This window comes from Streptomyces sp. NPDC052016 (genome assembly GCF_044548445.1).
Taxonomy (GTDB): Bacteria; Actinomycetota; Actinomycetes; order Streptomycetales; family Streptomycetaceae; genus Streptomyces.
This window is the reverse complement of sequence record NZ_JBIUBX010000001.1, coordinates 497,843-516,435: the sequence shown is the minus strand read 5'-3', so window position 1 is coordinate 516,435 and position 18,593 is coordinate 497,843. Positions and strand designations below refer to the sequence as shown.

The window sequence follows — 18,593 nt, the reverse complement described above, 5'->3', positions numbered from 1 at the left end:
CATTCCTCCCGCATTTCAAGACCTCAGCTCACGGAGCTGCGACCTCCGTACTCCTTGCCGCTTTCCCGCTGGTGAGCGGAGTCACCGGGGATATTTCGGGGACAATCAGCAGGCTCGGGTCGTGCAAGGTACCGAAGACGAGATCGGCGGAGTCGCCGCTCATGCTCTCGACCAGCAATCGGCGGACAGGCTGTGAGAGATCGCCGACGCGGCCATCCGCCGGCCGCCTGTCACGTCAGCCCGTCACGCCGCCTTTTCCCGGACACTGATGATTTCGCGACGGGTCGTTGCGAGTCTCCCCCGCCCGCCGCATCTCAGCGCGCCCCTGCCCTACTCCCCGTCGGGTCGGGGCATCGCGGGGCGTCGGTAGATGCCGTACCAGTAGCTGAGTGCGAGCTCGCGGGCCACATCGGCGTCGTCCGTGCCCTCACTACCGGCAACTTGTCGCGCGATGACCTGGCCGCCCCCTCGAACGACGATCTTCGCCGCCAGCACCGGATCGATGTCCGCTGCCATGCGGCCGGCCTTTTGCTCTTCCTCCATGATCGTGATCAAGTTGTCGACGAACTGGCCTTGGTACGCGTCCCACGCCTCGCGCACCGCAGGGTCGTAGGCGGCCACCTCATTGATGGCCGACAGCAAAGTGGTGTACTTGCGGTAGTGTTTCAGGATTCGTTCATAGGTACGGGCCAGACCGTCCAAACCCCCGTCGGGCCCGGTCGGGCGCCAGGCAGCCGCGATGGCATAGCTATCGCGCTTGAGAGCGCCGCTCAAGCAGAGAAGGACGTCGACTTTGTCACGAAAGTACAAATAGAAGGTGGATCGAGAGATTCCAGCGGCTTGAGCGATCTGCTCCACACTCAGCTCGGTGTAGGTCATGCCTTCCCGCAGCAACCCGTCGATGACGGAAAGGATCCGCTGCTCGAGTACGGCCCGTCGGTCCGATGCGCTGGAGGGTCGTCGCGTAGTGGAAGCCATGCGGTCATCTTAAGGTCTGCCCTCCAATAGGCCGGATGAGGTGACATGCGTCCCCACCCGCGACGAAGATGTCGGCATCTTCAGTCGGCTGCTGGCGTCCGCACCCCGGTTGCGGTACGTCGACGACGACGGCGCCGCAGGCAACGTCGTCAAGGCCGTCAGGTCGGGAGAGACAGCCCGAGGCATTTCTCGTCTGCCGCTCCGTCCGGCGATCGCAGACCGGTCCATCGCTGTGTGCCCGCTCGCCCCCCGGGGGACCCAACGGCAGGCCGGTGCTTCCGATGGCAGCGCTGATCCGGGGCGGCAGTCTGCTCGCTGCCCTGATCGCGCTTTTCGAGCGCTCTTGGGAGGGCGGGGTCCCCTTGGTTTTCGAAAGTTCCGGATGTCCGTCCCCATCCGCAGGCATCGCAAGGCGCGAGCCTCTGTCGGCTCGAGACAGAAGGCTGCTGTCATTGCTCGTGGCCGGGGTCGCTGACAAGTCGATCGCGTCCCAGATGGAGCTGAGCCGACACACGGTGCAGCGTGACGTCCAGCGGATGATAGGCCTGGCCGACGCTACGAGCGTACTCAGCTGGCCTGGCAGGCCGCGCGCCGCAACCGGCTGCAGCTCGGACACGTGGGGTCACTGGACACTGCCCTTCGAAATTGCTGATCTCCTCGCTCCTCTGGGAGGCCGCTTGCGGTTTTTCCCCAGATGCCCCACCTACTGGCATTTGTCATGCTGACTTGGCGGGGATATGGAAGGGACTGACTGCTGTGAGCACCACACGTGCAACATCGCAACACGCGCCCGCGCGGAGGCTCCCCACCAACGCCGAGATAGTGATTGACCAGCACGGCGCGATGACCGGCTGGAGCGGGGAGGCCCACGACCTGCTGGGATTCACCGCCTCCGAAATGCTGGGCAAGGCGGTCGGCAGTCTCTTGGCAGATCAGCGGTCGGCGTACTCGGACGAGACGGGTCACGTCGGACGGGAGCGAGGGGCACCGGTGGTCCTGCGCTGCCGTGACGGTCACACCGAAGCATGTCAGGTACGCATACGCCCCACCGAGCTCAGTGCGGGGAGTTGGAGTGTGTCGCTGACGCCTGTGGCTGAGGCGTCGGAGGTGCAGGCCGTCGATGATGCCGTGCTCGACGCCCTGTTCACTCGCTCCCCCACAAGCCTGTGCGTGTACGGCACCGACCTGCGGCTGCGCCGCTTCAATCCGGCGGCAGAGGGGATGCAGGGAGTTTTCGGGCATGGATCCATCGGTCTCATGCCCCACGAGCTGTGGCCGAATTCGAATTCGGATGTGTTCGAGTCCGGCATGAGACGCGTCCTCGAGACAGGGGTTCCGCTCATCGGCTTCGAGAAGCGGGGCCACCCTCCGGACGATCCCGGGCATGAGCACATTTTCGCCAACTCGGTTTTCCGGCTCGAGGATCCCGCAGGTCGCGTCGTGGGGCTGGCTACCACGGCTGTGGAGATCACCGAGCAGCGTGTTGCGGAAGAGCGCATCGCGTTGCTGGCGGAGGCCAGTGCTGTGATCGGAGCGTCACTGGACGTGATGGAGACCGGCCAGCAACTCGCTGACGTCGCAGTGCCTCGCTTGGCAGGGGCCGCGACGGTCGACCTGTTCTCTCCCGTCATCTCGGGCGAGGACCCCACTCCCGCCGACAAGGAGCTCCTCAGAGTGGGTATGCGCTTCGCCGGCGAGACATCCGGTCACGGGAGCAGCGGACAGCCCGGGTTCCCGTATCCGTCCGCGGTGAGCGCGCTGGTTCAGGACCTCGAACCCCGTCGGACCGCCATCGAACTCCCGGACGACGACGGGGAGCCGTTGTACAGAGGGACGGGCGGCAAACAGTCTGCGCACTCCCTCGTGATACCGATGACGGCTCGTGGCAGCGTCCTCGGATTCGTGTCGTTCTACCGACTCGGGTTGAGCGACCCCTTTTCGGACTTCGATGTCCTGACCGCCCGCGACCTGGTCTCCAGGTCCGCCCTGAGTATCGACAACGCTCGCCGGTACACCCGTGAGCACAGCGCCGCACGCGGACTGCAGCGCGATCTGTCCCCGCAGGACATCACTGATCAAAGTGCCGTCGAAACGGCCCACTACTTCGCTCCGGCCGCCTCGAACGCCAACTGGTTCGACGTCATACCGGTGTCCGGTGCGCGCGTCGCGCTCGTTCTCTGCACCACGAACGAAGCCGGACTTCGAGGCGCGGCTGCCATTGGCCGTCTGGGAGCCGCGGTGCATGCTCTGTCGGATCTGGACCTCGATCCCGAGGAGGTGCTGGCCCGGTTGGACGCTCTGGTGAGCCGCATTTCAGGGGCCCATACCTCCGATCCCGGCACCCGGGACGGCGCCGACGGCTTCGACCTCAGGTGCGTGTACGCCGTGTACGACCCGGTCGCCGGGAAACTCTCCATCGCCAGCGCCGACCACCAACCCCCGATCGTGGCACATCCTGACGGACGCGTGCATCTGCTGACCACGCCGGTAGGCCCTCCCCTGGGAATGGCGGGAAGTCGCGAGAGTGCCACAGAAGTTGATCTAGAGGCCCGCTGCACTCTCGCGTTCACGACAGCACCGAACTCCACCGCCGACACGACAGAGACGCTGATGCGAGTTCTTTCGTCCACCGCAGAAACCTCTTTGGAAGAACTGAAACAGAACATACTGGGAGCCACGTTCTCTGATTTCTCCGGGCCCGGAGGCACCGTTCTCCTGCTGGCACGAACTCAGCGATTGGACGAGAATCACCTGAGCACTTGGGACCTTCCCAGTGATCCTGCCGTGGTCGCCACCGCTCGCAACCTGGTTCAGCAGCAGCTCTCGGTGTGGGGCCTTGAAGCGGCCGCGTTCGTGACAGAGCTGGTGGTGAGCGAATTGGTCACCAATGCCATCCGTTACGCGAACGGCCCGATCAGTCTGCGTGTGATACGCGATCACCACGCACTGATCTGCGAAGTGTCGGATACAAGCGCCACCGCTCCCCACCTGCGTTATGCACGCTCCAGCGATGAGGGAGGAAGAGGACTCTTCCTGATCGCCGAGCTCACTCAACGCTGGGGAACCAGATTCAGCGATAACGGCAAGACCATCTGGACCGAACAGGACCTGGACGAGCTGGCCGTCCTGTAGCGGGCAGGAGCTCGTTCGTGGGGTCGCCTTCGGGTTCCAATGACCAGGGGCATGCAGTCAGTGTGTCCGTCCGGAGCGGACGTGAGAGCCGGCACGGGTGGACCGGGCCGTGTTTCCAACTGATCACTCCAGAATGAGTTGGTTCCAGGGTATTGGCAGTGGGCTGGTGGGCGGCAGGGTTCTGCAGGTGTCGGATGCCGAGCGGGTACGGATCGCCGGCACACGCTGGGCGATCGAGGAGGCATTCCAGCCCTGCGTAGAGCGAGTGCGGCCTGGATCGGCCGGGGTCTCCGGGCTGGGGACATCCTTCCTTCTTGGACCACCCGCCGCTGACAAGGGCGCGCAGCCGCCTCGCCGGGCAGGGTGGACCCCTGCCCGGCGAGGCGGGCCTGCGCTGTCCGGTGGATCATGTCATCACCAAGATCAAGGGGCGCTCAACGACCCGTCCGACAGCAAACGCACATGCGGCGCATCATCGACGCCCTGGTGTAATCCCCATCGGCAGAGCCCTGAAGTACCGGCTTGACCTGCAACGTTCGACACCCGCAGGTCGTCCACGACCAGGTATGTCTCCCGGGCGGTCAGACCGTCACGAGTCCCTCGGCGACGAACCCTTCCACGAACTCCCGTGCACGCCGGTCGAGATCGGCGTACTGCGCCTCTCGCTCAGCGCCCGCGACCGCTTCGCCGATCAGGAGGTTGCCTTCGGCGTCGACGCGCTGCGGGCGCTCTTCCGCGTCGGTGAGCAGGCCGACGGTGGAGTGGGAGAAGCCGCAGTAGTAGGCGATGCCTTCGCTCAGATTGGTCTCGAGGACGGCTTGCATCCCCTTAACGATGGGATCGTCGGCAGTGGCGCCGGCGAGGCCCAGCCACAGCATGCGCTTGCCGGCGAGGCGGGGCTTGCTGCGACCGTAGGCGAACCCGTAGTTCCATACGCGGTCGATCCAGCCCTTGAGGATGGCGGGCACGTTCTGCCAGTACACCGGGAAGACGGCGACGACGACATCGGCGTCGAGGATGCGCTGCATGTGGGCGTGCGCTTCCTCCGAGTACGCCTTCTCCCTGTTGCCCCAGTCCGGCTGGTCCGACATGTTCATCCGTGGGTCGAACCCCTCGGCGTGCAGGTCGAGCAGGTCAATGCGGTATCCGGCGGCTTCGAGCCTCGCGGCGGCACGGCGGGCCGTGTGCGCGGTGAGGGAGTCGGTGCGGTGGTGTGCGACGACCACGAGGGCTGTCCTGGCATGGCTGTCGTGCTGCGTCACGGTGTCTCCCGGCTGGTCTCGGTCGATTCGATGAATCCAGTACAGCCGCGGTGATGTAGAGGATCCATGGGAGAAACGCTCCGGAACATAGGAGATCGTCTACGATGAGTCCCGTGGATCCTTTGAGTTCACTGCTGAGTGGAATCCGGGCCGAGGGCTCGGTCGTCAGCCATGCCGTCCTGACGGCGCCCTGGACCATCCGCTTCGCCGACGACGCACCGCTGACAATGATCAGCGTGCTGCGCGGCGGGGGCACCCTGCTGCTGCCCGACGGCACCGAGCGAGCGGTCGGCGTGGGCGATACCGCCATCGTGCGCGGCCCCGCACCGTTCCATCTCGCGGACCAGCCCACCACTGTCCACAGCTCCCATGCCGAGTACGAGATCGCCTGTTTCACCACGGACGCCGAGTGCACCGCCCAGGAACTGGGCGGTATCAACTGGGGCACCGACTCGGAGGAGGCGACCGCGCTGATCGTGGGCGCCTACCGCGCCTCGGGCCACCGCCACGAGCGGCTCCTGCGTGCCCTGCCACCCGTCCTGGTGATCAAGGAGGACGTCGAGGTCTGTGCCTGGCTGGAGACGGCCGCCGCCGACGCCGCCCGTCTCTCGGCCGGTTCTCAGGCACTGATGGATCGGCTCCTCGACTGGGCCCTGGTGTGCACGTTGCGTGGCTGGTTCGACCAGGCCGGCGCTGACGCGCCCAGCTGGTACCGAGGCCTCGCCGACCCGGTCATCGCCCCCGCCCTGCAGGCCTTCCACGACCGGCCCGCCGAGGCCTGGACGGTGGCGTCGCTGGCCACTCGAGCCGGCGTCTCCCGGGCGCTGTTCGCCAAGCGCTTCACCAAGCTGATGGGCCGCCCGCCCCTCGCCTACCTCACGGAATGCCGCATGGACGAGGCCGAGACGCTTCTGACCGACACCGACCTCAGCATCGCCCAGATCGGAAGGTCCGTCGGCTATGCCGACGCTTTTGGCTTCAGTGCCGCGTTCAAACGCCACAAGGGCCTCAGCCCAAGCACGTTCCGCGCCGCGGCGGCCTGAGTTCCGGTCGGCCTGAGCCTGTTGTTCAGCGACCAGCACCAACACCAGCAGCCTCCCTTTTACTTGTCCCGCTTCTATCCGGCGGGAGGCCACCCCACATCAGCCGCAGTGGCCCCACTCGCGCTCAACGGCCGTGTCGGTGACCCGCGTCGTGGGCCGGCGGCTGCAGGGGTGGGCACACGACGACGACACACAGGTGACTCACCAGGCGTCGTTCTCGGCCCGGCCGGAGCAAAAGAACAGCAGCAGGCTGCCAAGTCAGCCATGTCAGTCGGAGTGCGGCCTCCGCCTTGGGTCGGAACCCGCGCACTCCCGGATCCACCCGGGCCCAGTCTCGACGGACGACGGTTCGCCGAGCATTCATCAGTCCCTAATGCCTGAGCCTCTCTTCGTCTGGACCTGCGTCCTACCGTCGCCGAGTTCGGCTTGTCCGTACGTAAAAACGAGGTAGCAATGCTCAAGCAAGCCTTTGCCGCGCTGGCAGTCGTGCCCGTCCTCGCGGTCTCCGTAACCGCCCAGGCAGCCACCCTGCCCAGCCACGAGCAGGTACAGCCCCAGAAGACCCACTTCGACCTGCAGGCCCACCGCGGCGGCATCGGCATGACCACCGAGGAATCCCTCGAGGGCTTCGCCAAGGCCATGCGTCTCGGTGTGACCACCCTGGAGTTGGACACCCACGTCACCAAGGATGTGCGGGTCGTCGTCAACCACGACCGGCAGATCAGCGCCCAAAAGTGCAAGGACACCGCGCCGGTCACGCCGGGTGACCCGATGTACCCGTACGTCGGCAAGTACATCAAGGATCTGACGCTGGCACAGATCCAGACCATGGACTGCGGCTACCAGCAGCTCCCCGGCTTTCCCGAGCAGGAGCAGCTCGCGGGCTTCCGCATAGTTGAGCTCAAGGACGTCCTGAACCTGGTCAAGAGCTACAAGGCCCACCAGATCAAGCTGAACATCGAGACCAAGGTCGAGGCGGGCGCGCCCGAGCAGACCCAGCCGCGCGAACTGTTCGTGCGCCGCGTGTACGAGGAGATCCACAAGTCCGGCATCGAGAGGCAGGTCACGATCCAGTCCTTCGACTGGGGCGCCCTGAAGGAGATGCACAAGCTCGCGCCGACGTACCCACTGGTGGCACTGACCAACTATGACTTCCTGCAGGTCGGCAAGCCCGGAGCTTCCCCCTGGCTGGGCGGCATCGACGCCGACGACTACGACGGCGACTTCGTCAAGGCCGCCTCCACGATCCCCGGCGTCACGGCGCTCTCCCCGGTCTACGGCATGCCGCAGAACGGCACCATCGCGGACCCGAACTTCAAGTTCTACGTCGACAAGAAGATGATTGCGAAGGCCCACGAGCGCGGTCTGAAGGTCATTCCGTGGACCTGTGACGACAATGCCACCGTCGCGGCGCTGATGGACATGGGCATCGACGGCATCATCACCAATTACCCGAACCACGTCCGGGACCTCATGGCCAAGCGCGGCATGCGCCTGCCGAAGGCCTACTCCGCACCGCGCGGGCAGTGATCTGAAGCACCACAGTCCTGGCGCCTGACCCCGGTTGCTGTCACCGGTCCGTCAGCCGACGGCCCGGACGGAGCTCGTTCAGGGGCGTTCGGCCTGTGCCCAGCTCAATGATCGCTGCGCAGCGAGCCGCCGACAGCGAACGCGAATTCGTGGTGATGACCGTGTCGGCATGGGCGGTGCCAGTGCGCGCTGCGAGCTGCGCGAGTTCGCGCTCTAGTCGACGGTGATGGACCCGTAGTAGTTCACGGCCGAGCTGCGGGCCGGGGAGATGTACGCCAGGACCTCGGCGTCCACCTCACGGCCGGCCTTGCGCAGTCGGTCTACGGACAGACCCATGGGGTTGGCAGTAGCAAGCGCCATGGGTGGCGGCACCGATTATGGGGTGGCCTCGGGCTGGTGAGCCTTGCCCGACCCCGCGCCCCGTCGCTGTAGGAAGGCAGACGTCGTCGCGTGACTCGGGCGGGCTCAGCCTTCCGCCGAGCCCGCCACGCCGGCGCCAAACCAAGGCCGGACTCGCGTCACGCCGTCAGCGCTGCAGTGTCAGCAGACCCGGACGGTAGGGCAGGAGGCCGTAGTCGCCGCCTGAGTTGGGGCTGCGCCCCTGGTAGAGCAACTGCAGATTGCAGGGGTCGACGGTCATGGTCTGGTCAGGGCTGGTGCGGATCAGTTCGCCATGGCTGATGTCGTTGGTCCAGGTGGCGCCACTGTTGGCCTTGCCGGCGAAAGGATTGCTCTCGGTCGCGGCCTGGGGTGTCCACGAGCCGTTCAGGCTGGTGGCCGTGAACGAGCGGAAGTAGCGGCCCTGCGAGCCGATCGCCTCGACGATCATGAGGTAGCGGTTCTGGCCCTGCAGCTTGTATACCTGCGGGGCTTCGAACAGGTTGTTCGTCGTATCGCTCATGACCACTGTCGAGGTCGTGCCGAAGCTGCCCGGGAAGTTGCCGATCGGCATACTGGCCCGGTAGATCTTGCCGTTGTCACCGGCGAAGAACAGGTACATGTTCGTCCCGTCACCGATAAGCGTCTGGTCGATGGGTCCTGTTCCGGAGCCGGTGATGCTCCCGGAGAAGAGCACCTGCGGGGAGGACCAGCCATTCGGGTTGGTGGGGTCGTTCGACGTCCGATAGGAGAAGGCGGTCCCGCCCCACTGGTAGGCGAGCACCCAGATGTTCTTCGGCGCGAAGTAGAAGAGCGTGGGCGCGACGGTGGGGGTCGACATCGGGTTCTGGCTGGCCGAGGCCATCTCCGACCAGTTGGTGAACAGGCCGAAGTTCATCGAGCCCCAACTTGTCCCCGTGTCGTGGGTCGTCGCGTAGACGAGTTGCCTGCCGTTGTAGGGGGCGACGGTGAAGTCCTTGAGCGAGACCCACCCCGGCTTGGGCTGCGCCAGCGCGCCCGTCGATGTCCATCGGTAGGCCGACGGAAGATCGCACGGGCCGGGGTTGTCGGCGCCGACCTTGACGAGCTGCCACTGCTGGTTGGTGCCGCCCCAGTCGTCGTACTGGACGATGTTCGCGTTGTCGGCGGTGGAGGCGCCCTGCACTTCGAGGGCCTTGTTGCTGTGGCGCGAGATGAGTCTCACGTAGCCGTCCGAGCTGTCGGCCAGCCGCCACTGCTGGTTGGTGCCGTTCAAGTCGGCCCACTGGACGATCGATCCGCCGTTCGCGGTGGACCAGTTGTAGAGGTCCAGCACCTTGCCCGAGTGGCGGGACTTGATGCGGTAGTAGCCACCACCGGAGTCGACGAACTGCCATTGCTGCTGGCTCTGATCGTTCCTGGTCCACTGGGTGATGCGGGCGCCGTCGTCGGTTGCCCGGTTGTAGACGTCCAGGGCCTTGCCGCTGTTGCGGTTGACCAGCACGTATGAGGCGTTGGGGTCCACGGTCGCCGCGGCGGCGGGCTGTGCGGCGAGGAAGGTGGCCACGAGCAGCAAAAGCGAAAGGACGGCGAGTAAGCGTCCTGGACGGACCAGAGACGGTTGGCGAAACCACATCAGAGGGCCTCCTTGGGGGCGGGGTGAGGTGACCCCATTGCACTGCGGAGCGGACGTGCCGGGGGGCAGGGACCGACGTGGTTCGATATCTCGAACTACGCTCGGCTTCTCAGACACAGGGATGATTGATGTGTTGACGATGGATCGTCAACACCTCTCACAGGACAAGTTTCGGTTCTCCGCTCGAAACGTTTCGAAATCCCCGGCGAGCCGAAGGTGAACCCCGGCACCGAACGCTGCCTACTCGGCTTCTCTCCCCGCTCGTCCCCTTGGGCTTCGCAGACGCCTCGGACTGGCGAGTTCTTCCGCAGACTGTGGAGTGGCTCGCGGGCGCAACAGCTCGCCGGCCCAAAGCGGAGAGGCGCTGTTTGTGGACAGTTCAGCGACAGGCCTTGACCAGAGGGCCCCGTATTTCTAGCTTGTGCCGTCGTAGCAACCGGGAATTCTTCGAAACATTCGAGATTGGTCCTGGGCAATCTGTGCCGCACGGCAGATCCACGCACAGCTGCACGACAGATCCGCGCACCAAAGCACCTGCGCACCCTGTTCGTTCCGGTGAGGTTCGCACCAGCGCATCCCGGCTCTTCAGCAGTTGGAGAGGCGCGCGACGCCGCGTGGCGGTCCCCCGGCTGAGCCGCGATGGAGTACCCCCATGCCTGTGTCGAAGCGCCGCCGGCGGCCGCCGCGCGTCACCCGACGGCCGACCGGGTGCCGTCCGTGCCGGTCGAGATCGTCCCGGTCCCATGACCGCGGTGTCCGGTGATGTTCGAGCTACCCGGGTTACGGCCCGTCCCGTCCGTCTGCCGAGTGGGAGCGGACGACGCGTTCGCCTGCGCTTCAGTCATTCCGTGATGTCTACCTTGGAGGCACCGTCATGGGCGTGTATGCCCTTCCCAGACCCGTTGTCCGCCGGAAGATTCGCAACCTGCTGTTGGCGCTGGTCGTCGGCGTCCTCGGTACGGTCGCCGCACTGGTCGCGCCGCCGACGGCACACGCCGCCGAGAGCACGCTCGGCGCCGCGGCGGCGCAGAGCGGCCGCTACTTCGGCACCGCCATCGCCTCGGGCAGGCTGGGCGATTCGACGTACACGGCGATCGCGGGCCGTGAGTTCAACTCGGTGACGGCCGAGAACGAGATGAAGATCGACGCCACCGAACCGCAACGGGGCCAGTTCAACTTCACCGCCGCTGACCGCGTCTACAACTGGGCGGTGCAGAACGGCAAGCAGGTGCGCGGCCACACCCTGGCCTGGCACTCCCAGCAGCCCGGCTGGATGCAGAGCCTCAGCGGAGGCGCGCTGCGCCAGGCGATGATCGACCACATCAACGGCGTGATGGCCCACTACAAGGGCAAGATCGCCCAGTGGGACGTCGTGAACGAGGCCTTCGCCGACGGCAGTTCGGGAGCCCGCCGCGACTCCAACCTGCAGCGCACCGGCAACGACTGGATCGAGGTCGCCTTCCGCACCGCGCGCGCCGCCGACCCGGCCGCCAAGCTCTGCTACAACGACTACAACGTCGAGAACTGGACCTGGGCCAAGACCCAGGCCATGTACGCCATGGTCCGGGACTTCAAGCAGCGCGGCGTGCCGATCGACTGCGTCGGCTTCCAGTCGCACTTCAACAGCGGCAGCCCCTACAACAGCAACTTCCGCACCACCCTGCAGAACTTCGCCGCCCTCGGCGTCGACGTGGCCGTCACCGAACTCGACATCCAGGGCGCCCCGGCCTCGACCTACGCCAACGTGGTCAACGACTGTCTGGCCGTCCCGCGCTGCCTCGGCATCACCGTCTGGGGTGTGCGCGACACCGACTCCTGGCGACCGGAGCACACACCGCTGCTGTTCAACGGCGACGGAAGCAAGAAGCCCGCCTACACCGCCGTCCTCAACGCACTCAACGGCGGCACCACCACGCCCCCGGCGGATTCCGGACCGATCAAGGGCGTCGGGTCGGGCCGCTGCCTGGACGTGCCCGGCACCAGCACCACCGACGGCACCCAGCTCCAGCTGTGGGACTGCCACAACGGCACCAACCAGCAGTGGACGTACACCGCCGCCGGCGAGCTCAGGGTCTACGGCAACAAGTGCCTGGACGCCGCCGGAACCGGCAACGGCACCAAAGTCCAGATCTACAGCTGCTGGGGCGGCGACAACCAGAAATGGCGCCTCAACTCCGATGGATCCGTCGTCGGCGTCCAGTCCGGCCTCTGCCTCGACGCCGTCGCGGGCGGCACTGCCAACGGCACCCTGATCCAGCTCTACTCCTGCTCGAACGGCAGCAACCAACGCTGGACCCGCACCTGATGCGACCTTCCACCAACGAAAAGGGTGCATCGATGAAGACCCACGGTGCGGCTCCCCCCGCCCCTGAACGAAAACATCGCTGGTGGTCACGGGTCGCCGCCGTGGTGGCCGCGGCCCTCGCGATCGGCATGTTCACCGCGGTGAATCCGACGCCCGCCGAGGCGGCGACGGTGGACACCAACGCCTGGTACGTCCTGGTCAATCGCAACAGCGGCAAGGCACTGGACGTCTCTGGCACGTCCACCGCCGACGGCGCGCGGCTCAGCCAGTGGACGCGCACCGACGGAGCCAACCAGCAGTGGCAGTTCGTGGACTCCGGCGACGGCTTCTACCGCCTCAAGGCCCGGCATTCAGGCAAGGTTCTCGACGTGGCAGGCGCCTCGAGCGCAGACGGTGCCGCGATCCAGCAGTGGGCCGACCACAACGGGGCCAACCAGCAGTTCCGCCTGGCCGACTCCGACGGAGGCCACGTCCGGCTGATCAACCGCACCAGCAGCAAGGCGGTGGAGGTGCAGGGCGCTTCCACCGCCGACGGCGGCAACGTCGTCCAGTACACCGACTGGGGTGGCGCCAACCAGCAATGGCGGATGATCAAGCTGTCGGCCGGCGGCGGAGGCGGATGCGGCAGCGCCCCGACTCTGACGAGCGGTACGCACACGATTCACAGCGGCGGCAAGAGCCGCAGCTTCATCCTCAGGGTTCCCGCCAACTACGACAACAGCCACCCCTACCGGCTGATCTTCGCGTTCCACTGGCGGGGCGGAACCGCCGGCGACGTCGCCTCGGGCGGCACGAGCGGAAACGCCTGGTCCTACTACGGCCAACAGGAACAGTCGAACAACAGCGCCATCCTCGTCGCCCCCCAGGGCCTCGGCAACGGCTGGGCCAATTCGGGAGGTGAGGACATCACCTTCGTCGACGACGTGATCCGGCGCATCGAGGGCGGCCTCTGTGTCAACCCGGCACAGCGCTTCGCCACCGGATTCAGCTGGGGCGGCGGCATGAGCTACGCCCTCGCCTGCAGCAGGGCGAACGTCTTCAGGGCCGTCGCGGTCATCGCCGGCGCCCAGATCAGCGGGTGCAGCGGTGGCACCCAGCCCATCGCCTACTTCGGGATCCACGGCATCAGCGACTCCGTCCTCGACATCGCGCACGGAAGGTCCCTGCGCGACAGATTCGTCGGCAACAACGGCTGCACCCACCAGAGCCCGCGCGAGCCGGCGCCGGGCAGCCGAACGCACATCACCACCACCTACTCGGGCTGCCGTGCCGGATACCCGGTCCAATGGGCCGCGTTCGACGGAGGCCACATACCCGGTCCGGTCGACGGCTCCCCCGGCGAAAGCGGCGTCGCCACCTGGACCAAAGCAGAGATTTGGAGGTTCTTCGCACAGTTCCAGTGACACGCCCGCATCAAGGAGTGGAGCCAGGTGATGCCGGCTCCACTCCGTATAACGGGCCGGGCGGCATTTCGGCGTCGTGCTGTCCGGCGCGGTGAACCTCTTCGACTCCGGCGCGGTGATGCTCGGCGGCGTGTACCAGGAGCTGTAATGGTCCTGTTCTTGCCGTCAGGCGTCATATATGGGAGGGCCCAGAGCGAGACAGCATCGAGGGACCTGTTCACCACATGCACGGCTACGCCCTCGTCTTGGTGCACCTCACTCCATGTGGTCACGAGCGAGGCCTGCTTGCGGAGTTCGTTCTCACGTCCGTCCTGGACTGCCAAGCTGCCACGCGCATCTCCTGCAGCGCCGCCCCTCCCAGAGTGGGCCGGTCCGTCCCGAGTACCTGCTGACGGTACGGACCGGCCCCGGCTGCCCGGCCCGACTCCACGACAGACCCGATGTCCAGGCACGCTTCACCAGCGGCCAACACCCCGAACGAGCCGTCAACACCTGAGGCGGGCCACCTCGAAGCAGGAGCAGTCCCACCCCGGCCGCGAACCGGCCGCTGCTCTGCCCGCCCGGAGAGGAAACAAGCAGCTCGCACTACCCCGCTCTCCGCGCTCGGACCAGGCCGCCTCGGTGCAGCCCACGGACACCGCGGTCAAGCCGGCCACGCGGTACGTGCCACTGGTCGGCCGCATCGCCGTAGGCGGCCCCAATCCTCGCCGAGGAGTCCGTCGAGCACGTCTTCCCCTCTCCCCCGGGCGATGTTCCGCGCGGCGTTGTTCCGGACGGGACGGGGCCCTTCCGTGCTCTACGTGCACGGCCCCGGAGGAATAGGCAAGTCCATGCGTCCTGGAGATCGACGCCCGCGTCACCCAGCCCACACCCGAGGCGTTCGAAAGGGAGGCCGCGCCGGTCGTCGCCAATGAGCGGACAGTCCCTTCGTCGTCCGTTCCGTCGGGGCCTGAGGGATAGGTGCGGGGGCGGCAGGAGCCACCGGTGTCGCCGGAGCCGGGGATCGTGACCACGTCGCGTTCGGCTGCAGCGCGCGGGAGTGGCGCACCCGACGCGCCGAACGGACGGGGCCGGAGGGACGGTGACCCCGGAGAAGCGCCGGAGGGGCACGCGGGCACGGAAATCCGTCGCATCCCGGACCTGACATCACCCGCGACGCCTCCGGCCGGTGCGCCACCTCGCACGCCGGCACCGCACCCGCCCCGGCCCCTCCCCCGCCGACCGCGTCTCAGAAATGCCGGACGAGCCAGAGAGCGGCGAAGTACATCACGACCATCGCCGCCAGGATCAGGAAGACGGCGACGGCAACGCGGCGACCAGGGCTCACACGTCTCTTCTGCCCGTGGCCCACGCCAATGAATCGGCTGACTCCCGCAGTGTCCCGTGCTGGGCCGACACCGCCGTCATCGCTGGTGAAGGTGATTCCGAAGCTCCGGGATGGACGATGCCGTTGTCGACGCCATGGACGGAGCGCCTGGGGTTCGGCTCAGGGGCGTCCATGCGGGTGATCCGAGGGGCCCGCCGTCATCCGGCCGCACCGAGCCCGCCGCGGGCCCGCCGCGCCGGCGAGAGCATGTTCCCTCACCGCGGGCTCCTCGGCCGACTCTCGCAGACCGGACGTCCAGCGACGCGAGGACGAGGCCGCCCGACCGCCGTCTTCACCAGCTCCCGTCGTCACCACCGCCGTCTCACCGGATGTGCCGCGCGGGCCGGGTGGCGATGTCGAGGAGGTGCTCCAGGGGGCCGCGCCGGAAGAAGCGAGTCCATACCGCCGCCAGGAGCATGGCGCCCGCGATGAAGGCGAGGAGCACCGGCAGCGCGGACATGGTCTCGCCCTCGATGGCGGCCACGTACCAGACGTCGACGAAGAACCAGAGGGCGACGATGTGCAGGACGTACACGGTCAGCGCGATCATGCCGACTGCGGCGACGGGTCGGGTGAGGCCTGTGAGGCGCGGCATCCGCTCGGCGAGGGTCAGGCACGCGGCCAGCACCACCATGGCGACGCCGGTGTTGCCGAGGAGGGAGAAGGTCGTCTGGCTGTGCGGTGCGGCCACCAGCAGCCAGGCAGCCGGGGTGGAGCCCTCGGGTGTGCCTACGGTGTCCGACCACCACGCCGACGTCGCGGAGTCACCGTCCGTGGCAGCGGCGACGGCGGTGAGGGCGCGCGGGACCAGGTGCAGGGCCAGCCAAGAGCCGCCGTAGCCGACAAAGGCGAGCGCCCCGCCGATGAAGGCCAGGAGGGATCGGACGCCGGACCGAGTGAGGTCGAGCCGGGCCACCGCCATGCCCGCGATCAGGTACGGCGCCCAGGTGAGAACCGGATATTCCCCCGTGAACAGCAGTTCGACCATGCCGTCGGTGCCGCTGATCCGGGCGAGCGGGTCCCCTCCCGTGACGGCGTTCGACCAGTTTCCGGTCTCGATGGACTGCCTGATCGCGTAGAGGACCTGGGGCGTGATCAGTGCGCTCGCGGCGGCGAGGACGGCGAGGGTGCCCGCCCGCAACCGGTACAGCGGGAGTACGGCCAGGAAGAGCAGCCCGTAGAAGCTGAGGATGACGTCCACCGAGGTGTCCAAGGCGGTCAGCACGTAGCCGAGCACCACCAGGACGACGGCGCGCATCGCGATTCTGGCCACCGCCTGGCGGCCGGAACGGCCCGTCCGGGGAAGTGGACGGCCGGTGATGATGACCAGCGAGAAACCGGCGAGCAGGGCGAAGAGGGCGGAGGAGCGGCCTCGCGCCGTCTCCAGCAGGAAGCCCACCGGGCCGCCCACCGTGACATCGGGGCCCACGTGGGCGGAGTACATACCGAAGACCGCGAGGCCGCGGGCCAGGTCGATTCCGATCAGCCGGCCCGTGGAGGACGTGGCGGCGGCGAGGGGACGCTCCGCCTCGAGCTGATGCGACACCTCCGCCGGCACTGCCGACGCTGCGTTCTGCCTCATGTATCAGCGATTGCCCGAAAGCAAGACGCAACCCACGAGGCAGCTTTCCGAACGTACCCCGCCGACCGGCCGAAGCGATCCCTGCCGATCGGCCGGGCCGGACCGCCAACCGGCGGGAAACGCGGCCCGTTCGCCGGCGGAAGTCCCCGGGTGGGTAGACCTTGGTCAGCAGCAGGCAGGCGAGGAGCGGAGCGCGCATGATCCGGGTCCAGGTGGTCGACGACGAAGCTCTGATCCGCGTGGGCTTCACGCACATCCTGAACGCGGCGGACGACATCGAGGTCGTCGCGGCGGTCCCCGGCGGGCAGGCTGTCCGAACCGTACGGGAGGTGCACCCGGACATCGTCCTGCTGGACATCCGGATGCCGGACGTGGACGGGCTCACCGTCCTGGCGGACCTCCGCCGCCTGCCGGACCCTCCGGTGGTGGCCATGCTCACGACCTTCGACGCCGACGAGTACGTGGCGACCGCTCTGCGCTCGGGCGCGGCCGGGTTCCTGCTCAAGGACACCGACCCCGAGCAGCTCCCGTTCCTGATCCGCGCTCTGGCGGAGGGCAGTACGGTGCTGTCGTCCAAGGTCACCCGCAAGGTGGTGGACGGCTATCTCGACAAGAGCGCGCGCGAGCCCGCCGCCCGCCTCGCCGCCCGGCTGACCGAGCGCGAGCGCGCCGTGCTCGTCTTGATGGCGGAAGGGCTCGCCAACGCCGACATCGGCGAACGGATGCACCTGAGCGCCGGCACCGTCAAGGGACACGTCAGCGCGGTACTCAGCAAGTTGGAGGTCAACAGCCGCGTCCAGGCGGCCTTGATCGCCGAGCGGGCGGGCATGCTCGGGCCGCCTCAGGCCGGGGACACCCGGTGAACCCCCGGCGCCTGCCGGCTCCGCTGCTGGACGCCGGGCTCGTCACGGCCGCGCTGGCGGACACGTGGGTCAACGTCGACGTCGAGCAGCAAACCGCCATGGCCTGCGCACTGCTCGCCGCCTTCGCCCTCGTTCTGCGCCGCCGCCTGCCACTGACGACCTTCGTCCTCACGCTCCCGACCGCCCTGGTCACCGACGCGGTGTTCGCCACGCTCGCCGCGCTGTACACGCTCTCCTCCCTCAGCCGTCACCGTGTCCTCTTGGCCGGCTGTGCCCTCGCCTACGCCATCAGCGACCTCCTGCCGTGGCCGTGGTCGACCTTGAGAGCCTCTGAACTCGCCGGAACCCACAGCCTCGTCCACCTCATTTACGCCGTGGCCACGGCAGCCGCCCCCGTTTTCCTGGGCCAGCTCGTTCAAGCACGCCGTGAGTTGTCGCTCCGGCTCACCGAAATCACCGAGGCGCGCGAGCACGAGCGGCTGCTGACCGCCCAAAGCGTCCTGGCCAAGGAGCGCGCACAGCTCGCCCGGGAGATGCACGACGTGGTCTCCCACCAGGTCAGCCTCATCGCCGTACAGGCCGGAGCGCTTCAGGTGGGCAGTCGGGACGCGGAGACCAAAACGGCCGCGGCCACGATCCGGCAGCTCAGCGTGCAGACCCTTGACGAGCTGCGGCACATGGTCAGCGTGCTGCGTGCGTCCGGCAGTCGCCCTACGGACCTCACCCCCCAGCCCTCCCTCGCAGACCTGCAACGGCTGGTCGAGGGCAGCGGCCTCGCAGTGAAACTGGATACCGATCTGCCCGAAGACCTTGCGCCCACCGTTCAGCGCGCCGTCTACCGCACAGTCCAGGAAGCCCTCACCAACGTCCGCAAGCACGCCCCCGGTGCCACAGCCACCGTCCGTGTCCACCGCACGGGTGGCGTCATCCGCACCACCATCACCAACACCGCACCCACCCGTCCCCCGATCCCCTTGCCCAGCGCCCACCACGGCCTCACCGGCCTGCGGCAACGGGCCGAACTCCTCGGTGGCACCCTCGTCAACGGTCCCTCCGGCGACGGCGGCTACGAGCTGTGCCTGGAGCTACCCGTCGATCAAAACCGATGACCGATGACCTCTCCGGCGCGAGCATCG

The 18,593-nt window shown here is 67.4% G+C and carries 13 protein-coding genes and 1 pseudogene; 9 read left to right on the top strand and 5 right to left on the bottom strand.

The window, feature by feature from the left end:
* Positions 1-330 precede the first annotated feature (330 nt).
* On the bottom strand, positions 331-978 hold the full coding sequence (locus ACIHAR_RS02380; RefSeq protein ID WP_400016068.1) for a TetR/AcrR family transcriptional regulator: 648 nt from the start codon (positions 976-978) through the stop codon (positions 331-333).
* Between the two features lie 68 nt (positions 979-1,046).
* On the opposite strand from ACIHAR_RS02380, the gene ACIHAR_RS02375 reads away from it, so the two are divergent.
* Positions 1,047-1,703 carry a helix-turn-helix transcriptional regulator gene (locus tag ACIHAR_RS02375; RefSeq protein WP_400016067.1) on the top strand — a complete coding sequence of 219 codons (657 nt, stop codon included), beginning with the start codon at positions 1,047-1,049 and terminating at the stop codon, positions 1,701-1,703.
* 31 nt (positions 1,704-1,734) lie between these two features.
* Positions 1,735-4,110: a PAS domain-containing protein gene (locus ACIHAR_RS02370; RefSeq protein WP_400016065.1), complete on the top strand. Its 2,376-nt coding sequence runs from the start codon at positions 1,735-1,737 to the stop codon at positions 4,108-4,110.
* A 581-nt stretch (positions 4,111-4,691) separates the two neighbouring features.
* On the opposite strand, the gene ACIHAR_RS02365 is transcribed toward ACIHAR_RS02370, so the two are convergent.
* Entirely contained in the window at positions 4,692-5,372 is a 681-nt protein-coding gene (locus ACIHAR_RS02365) for an NAD(P)H oxidoreductase (protein WP_400016063.1), read from the bottom strand.
* 104 nt (positions 5,373-5,476) lie between these two features.
* Between ACIHAR_RS02365 and ACIHAR_RS02360 the strand changes: the two genes are divergently transcribed.
* Complete coding sequence (locus ACIHAR_RS02360) at positions 5,477-6,415, top strand: AraC family transcriptional regulator (RefSeq protein WP_400016061.1); 939 nt, start codon at positions 5,477-5,479, stop codon at positions 6,413-6,415.
* Positions 6,416-6,868: 453 nt separating this feature from the next.
* Positions 6,869-7,945, top strand: a complete 1,077-nt coding sequence (locus tag ACIHAR_RS02355) for a glycerophosphodiester phosphodiesterase family protein (RefSeq protein WP_400016060.1) — start codon at positions 6,869-6,871, stop codon at positions 7,943-7,945.
* A 213-nt stretch (positions 7,946-8,158) separates the two neighbouring features.
* Here the strand turns inward: ACIHAR_RS02355 and ACIHAR_RS02350 are convergent, their stop codons facing one another.
* Together ACIHAR_RS02350 and ACIHAR_RS02345 are read right to left on the bottom strand one after the other, a co-directional pair.
* On the bottom strand, positions 8,159-8,281 hold the full coding sequence (locus tag ACIHAR_RS02350; RefSeq protein WP_365466972.1) for a hypothetical protein: 123 nt from the start codon (positions 8,279-8,281) through the stop codon (positions 8,159-8,161).
* A 190-nt stretch (positions 8,282-8,471) separates the two neighbouring features.
* A complete protein-coding gene (locus ACIHAR_RS02345; RefSeq protein ID WP_365466974.1) occupies positions 8,472-9,938 on the bottom strand; it encodes a non-reducing end alpha-L-arabinofuranosidase family hydrolase in 1,467 nt (488 codons plus the stop codon).
* A gap of 874 nt (positions 9,939-10,812) precedes the next feature.
* Between ACIHAR_RS02345 and ACIHAR_RS02340 the strand changes: the two genes are divergently transcribed.
* From ACIHAR_RS02340 to ACIHAR_RS02330, 3 genes and pseudogenes are all read left to right on the top strand, one after another.
* Positions 10,813-12,243, top strand: a complete 1,431-nt coding sequence (locus ACIHAR_RS02340; protein WP_365466976.1) for an endo-1,4-beta-xylanase — start codon at positions 10,813-10,815, stop codon at positions 12,241-12,243.
* 101 nt (positions 12,244-12,344) lie between these two features.
* Positions 12,345-13,646 (top strand): RICIN domain-containing protein, encoded by a 1,302-nt coding sequence (locus ACIHAR_RS02335; protein ID WP_365466998.1) that lies wholly within the window; start codon positions 12,345-12,347, stop codon positions 13,644-13,646.
* Between the two features lie 600 nt (positions 13,647-14,246).
* A pseudogene (locus ACIHAR_RS02330) lies at positions 14,247-14,424 on the top strand (repressor LexA); the annotation flags it as partial.
* A 910-nt stretch (positions 14,425-15,334) separates the two neighbouring features.
* Here ACIHAR_RS02330 and ACIHAR_RS02325 read toward each other — a convergent pair.
* Positions 15,335-16,594 (bottom strand): DUF418 domain-containing protein, encoded by a 1,260-nt coding sequence (locus tag ACIHAR_RS02325; RefSeq protein ID WP_400016056.1) that lies wholly within the window; start codon positions 16,592-16,594, stop codon positions 15,335-15,337.
* Positions 16,595-16,791: 197 nt separating this feature from the next.
* Between ACIHAR_RS02325 and ACIHAR_RS02320 the strand changes: the two genes are divergently transcribed.
* Entirely contained in the window at positions 16,792-17,457 is a 666-nt protein-coding gene (locus ACIHAR_RS02320; protein ID WP_400016054.1) for a response regulator, read from the top strand.
* A complete protein-coding gene (locus ACIHAR_RS02315) occupies positions 17,454-18,566 on the top strand; it encodes a sensor histidine kinase (protein ID WP_400016053.1) in 1,113 nt (370 codons plus the stop codon). The genes ACIHAR_RS02320 and ACIHAR_RS02315 overlap by 4 nt, the downstream gene beginning before the upstream one ends.
* Positions 18,567-18,593 lie beyond the last annotated feature (27 nt).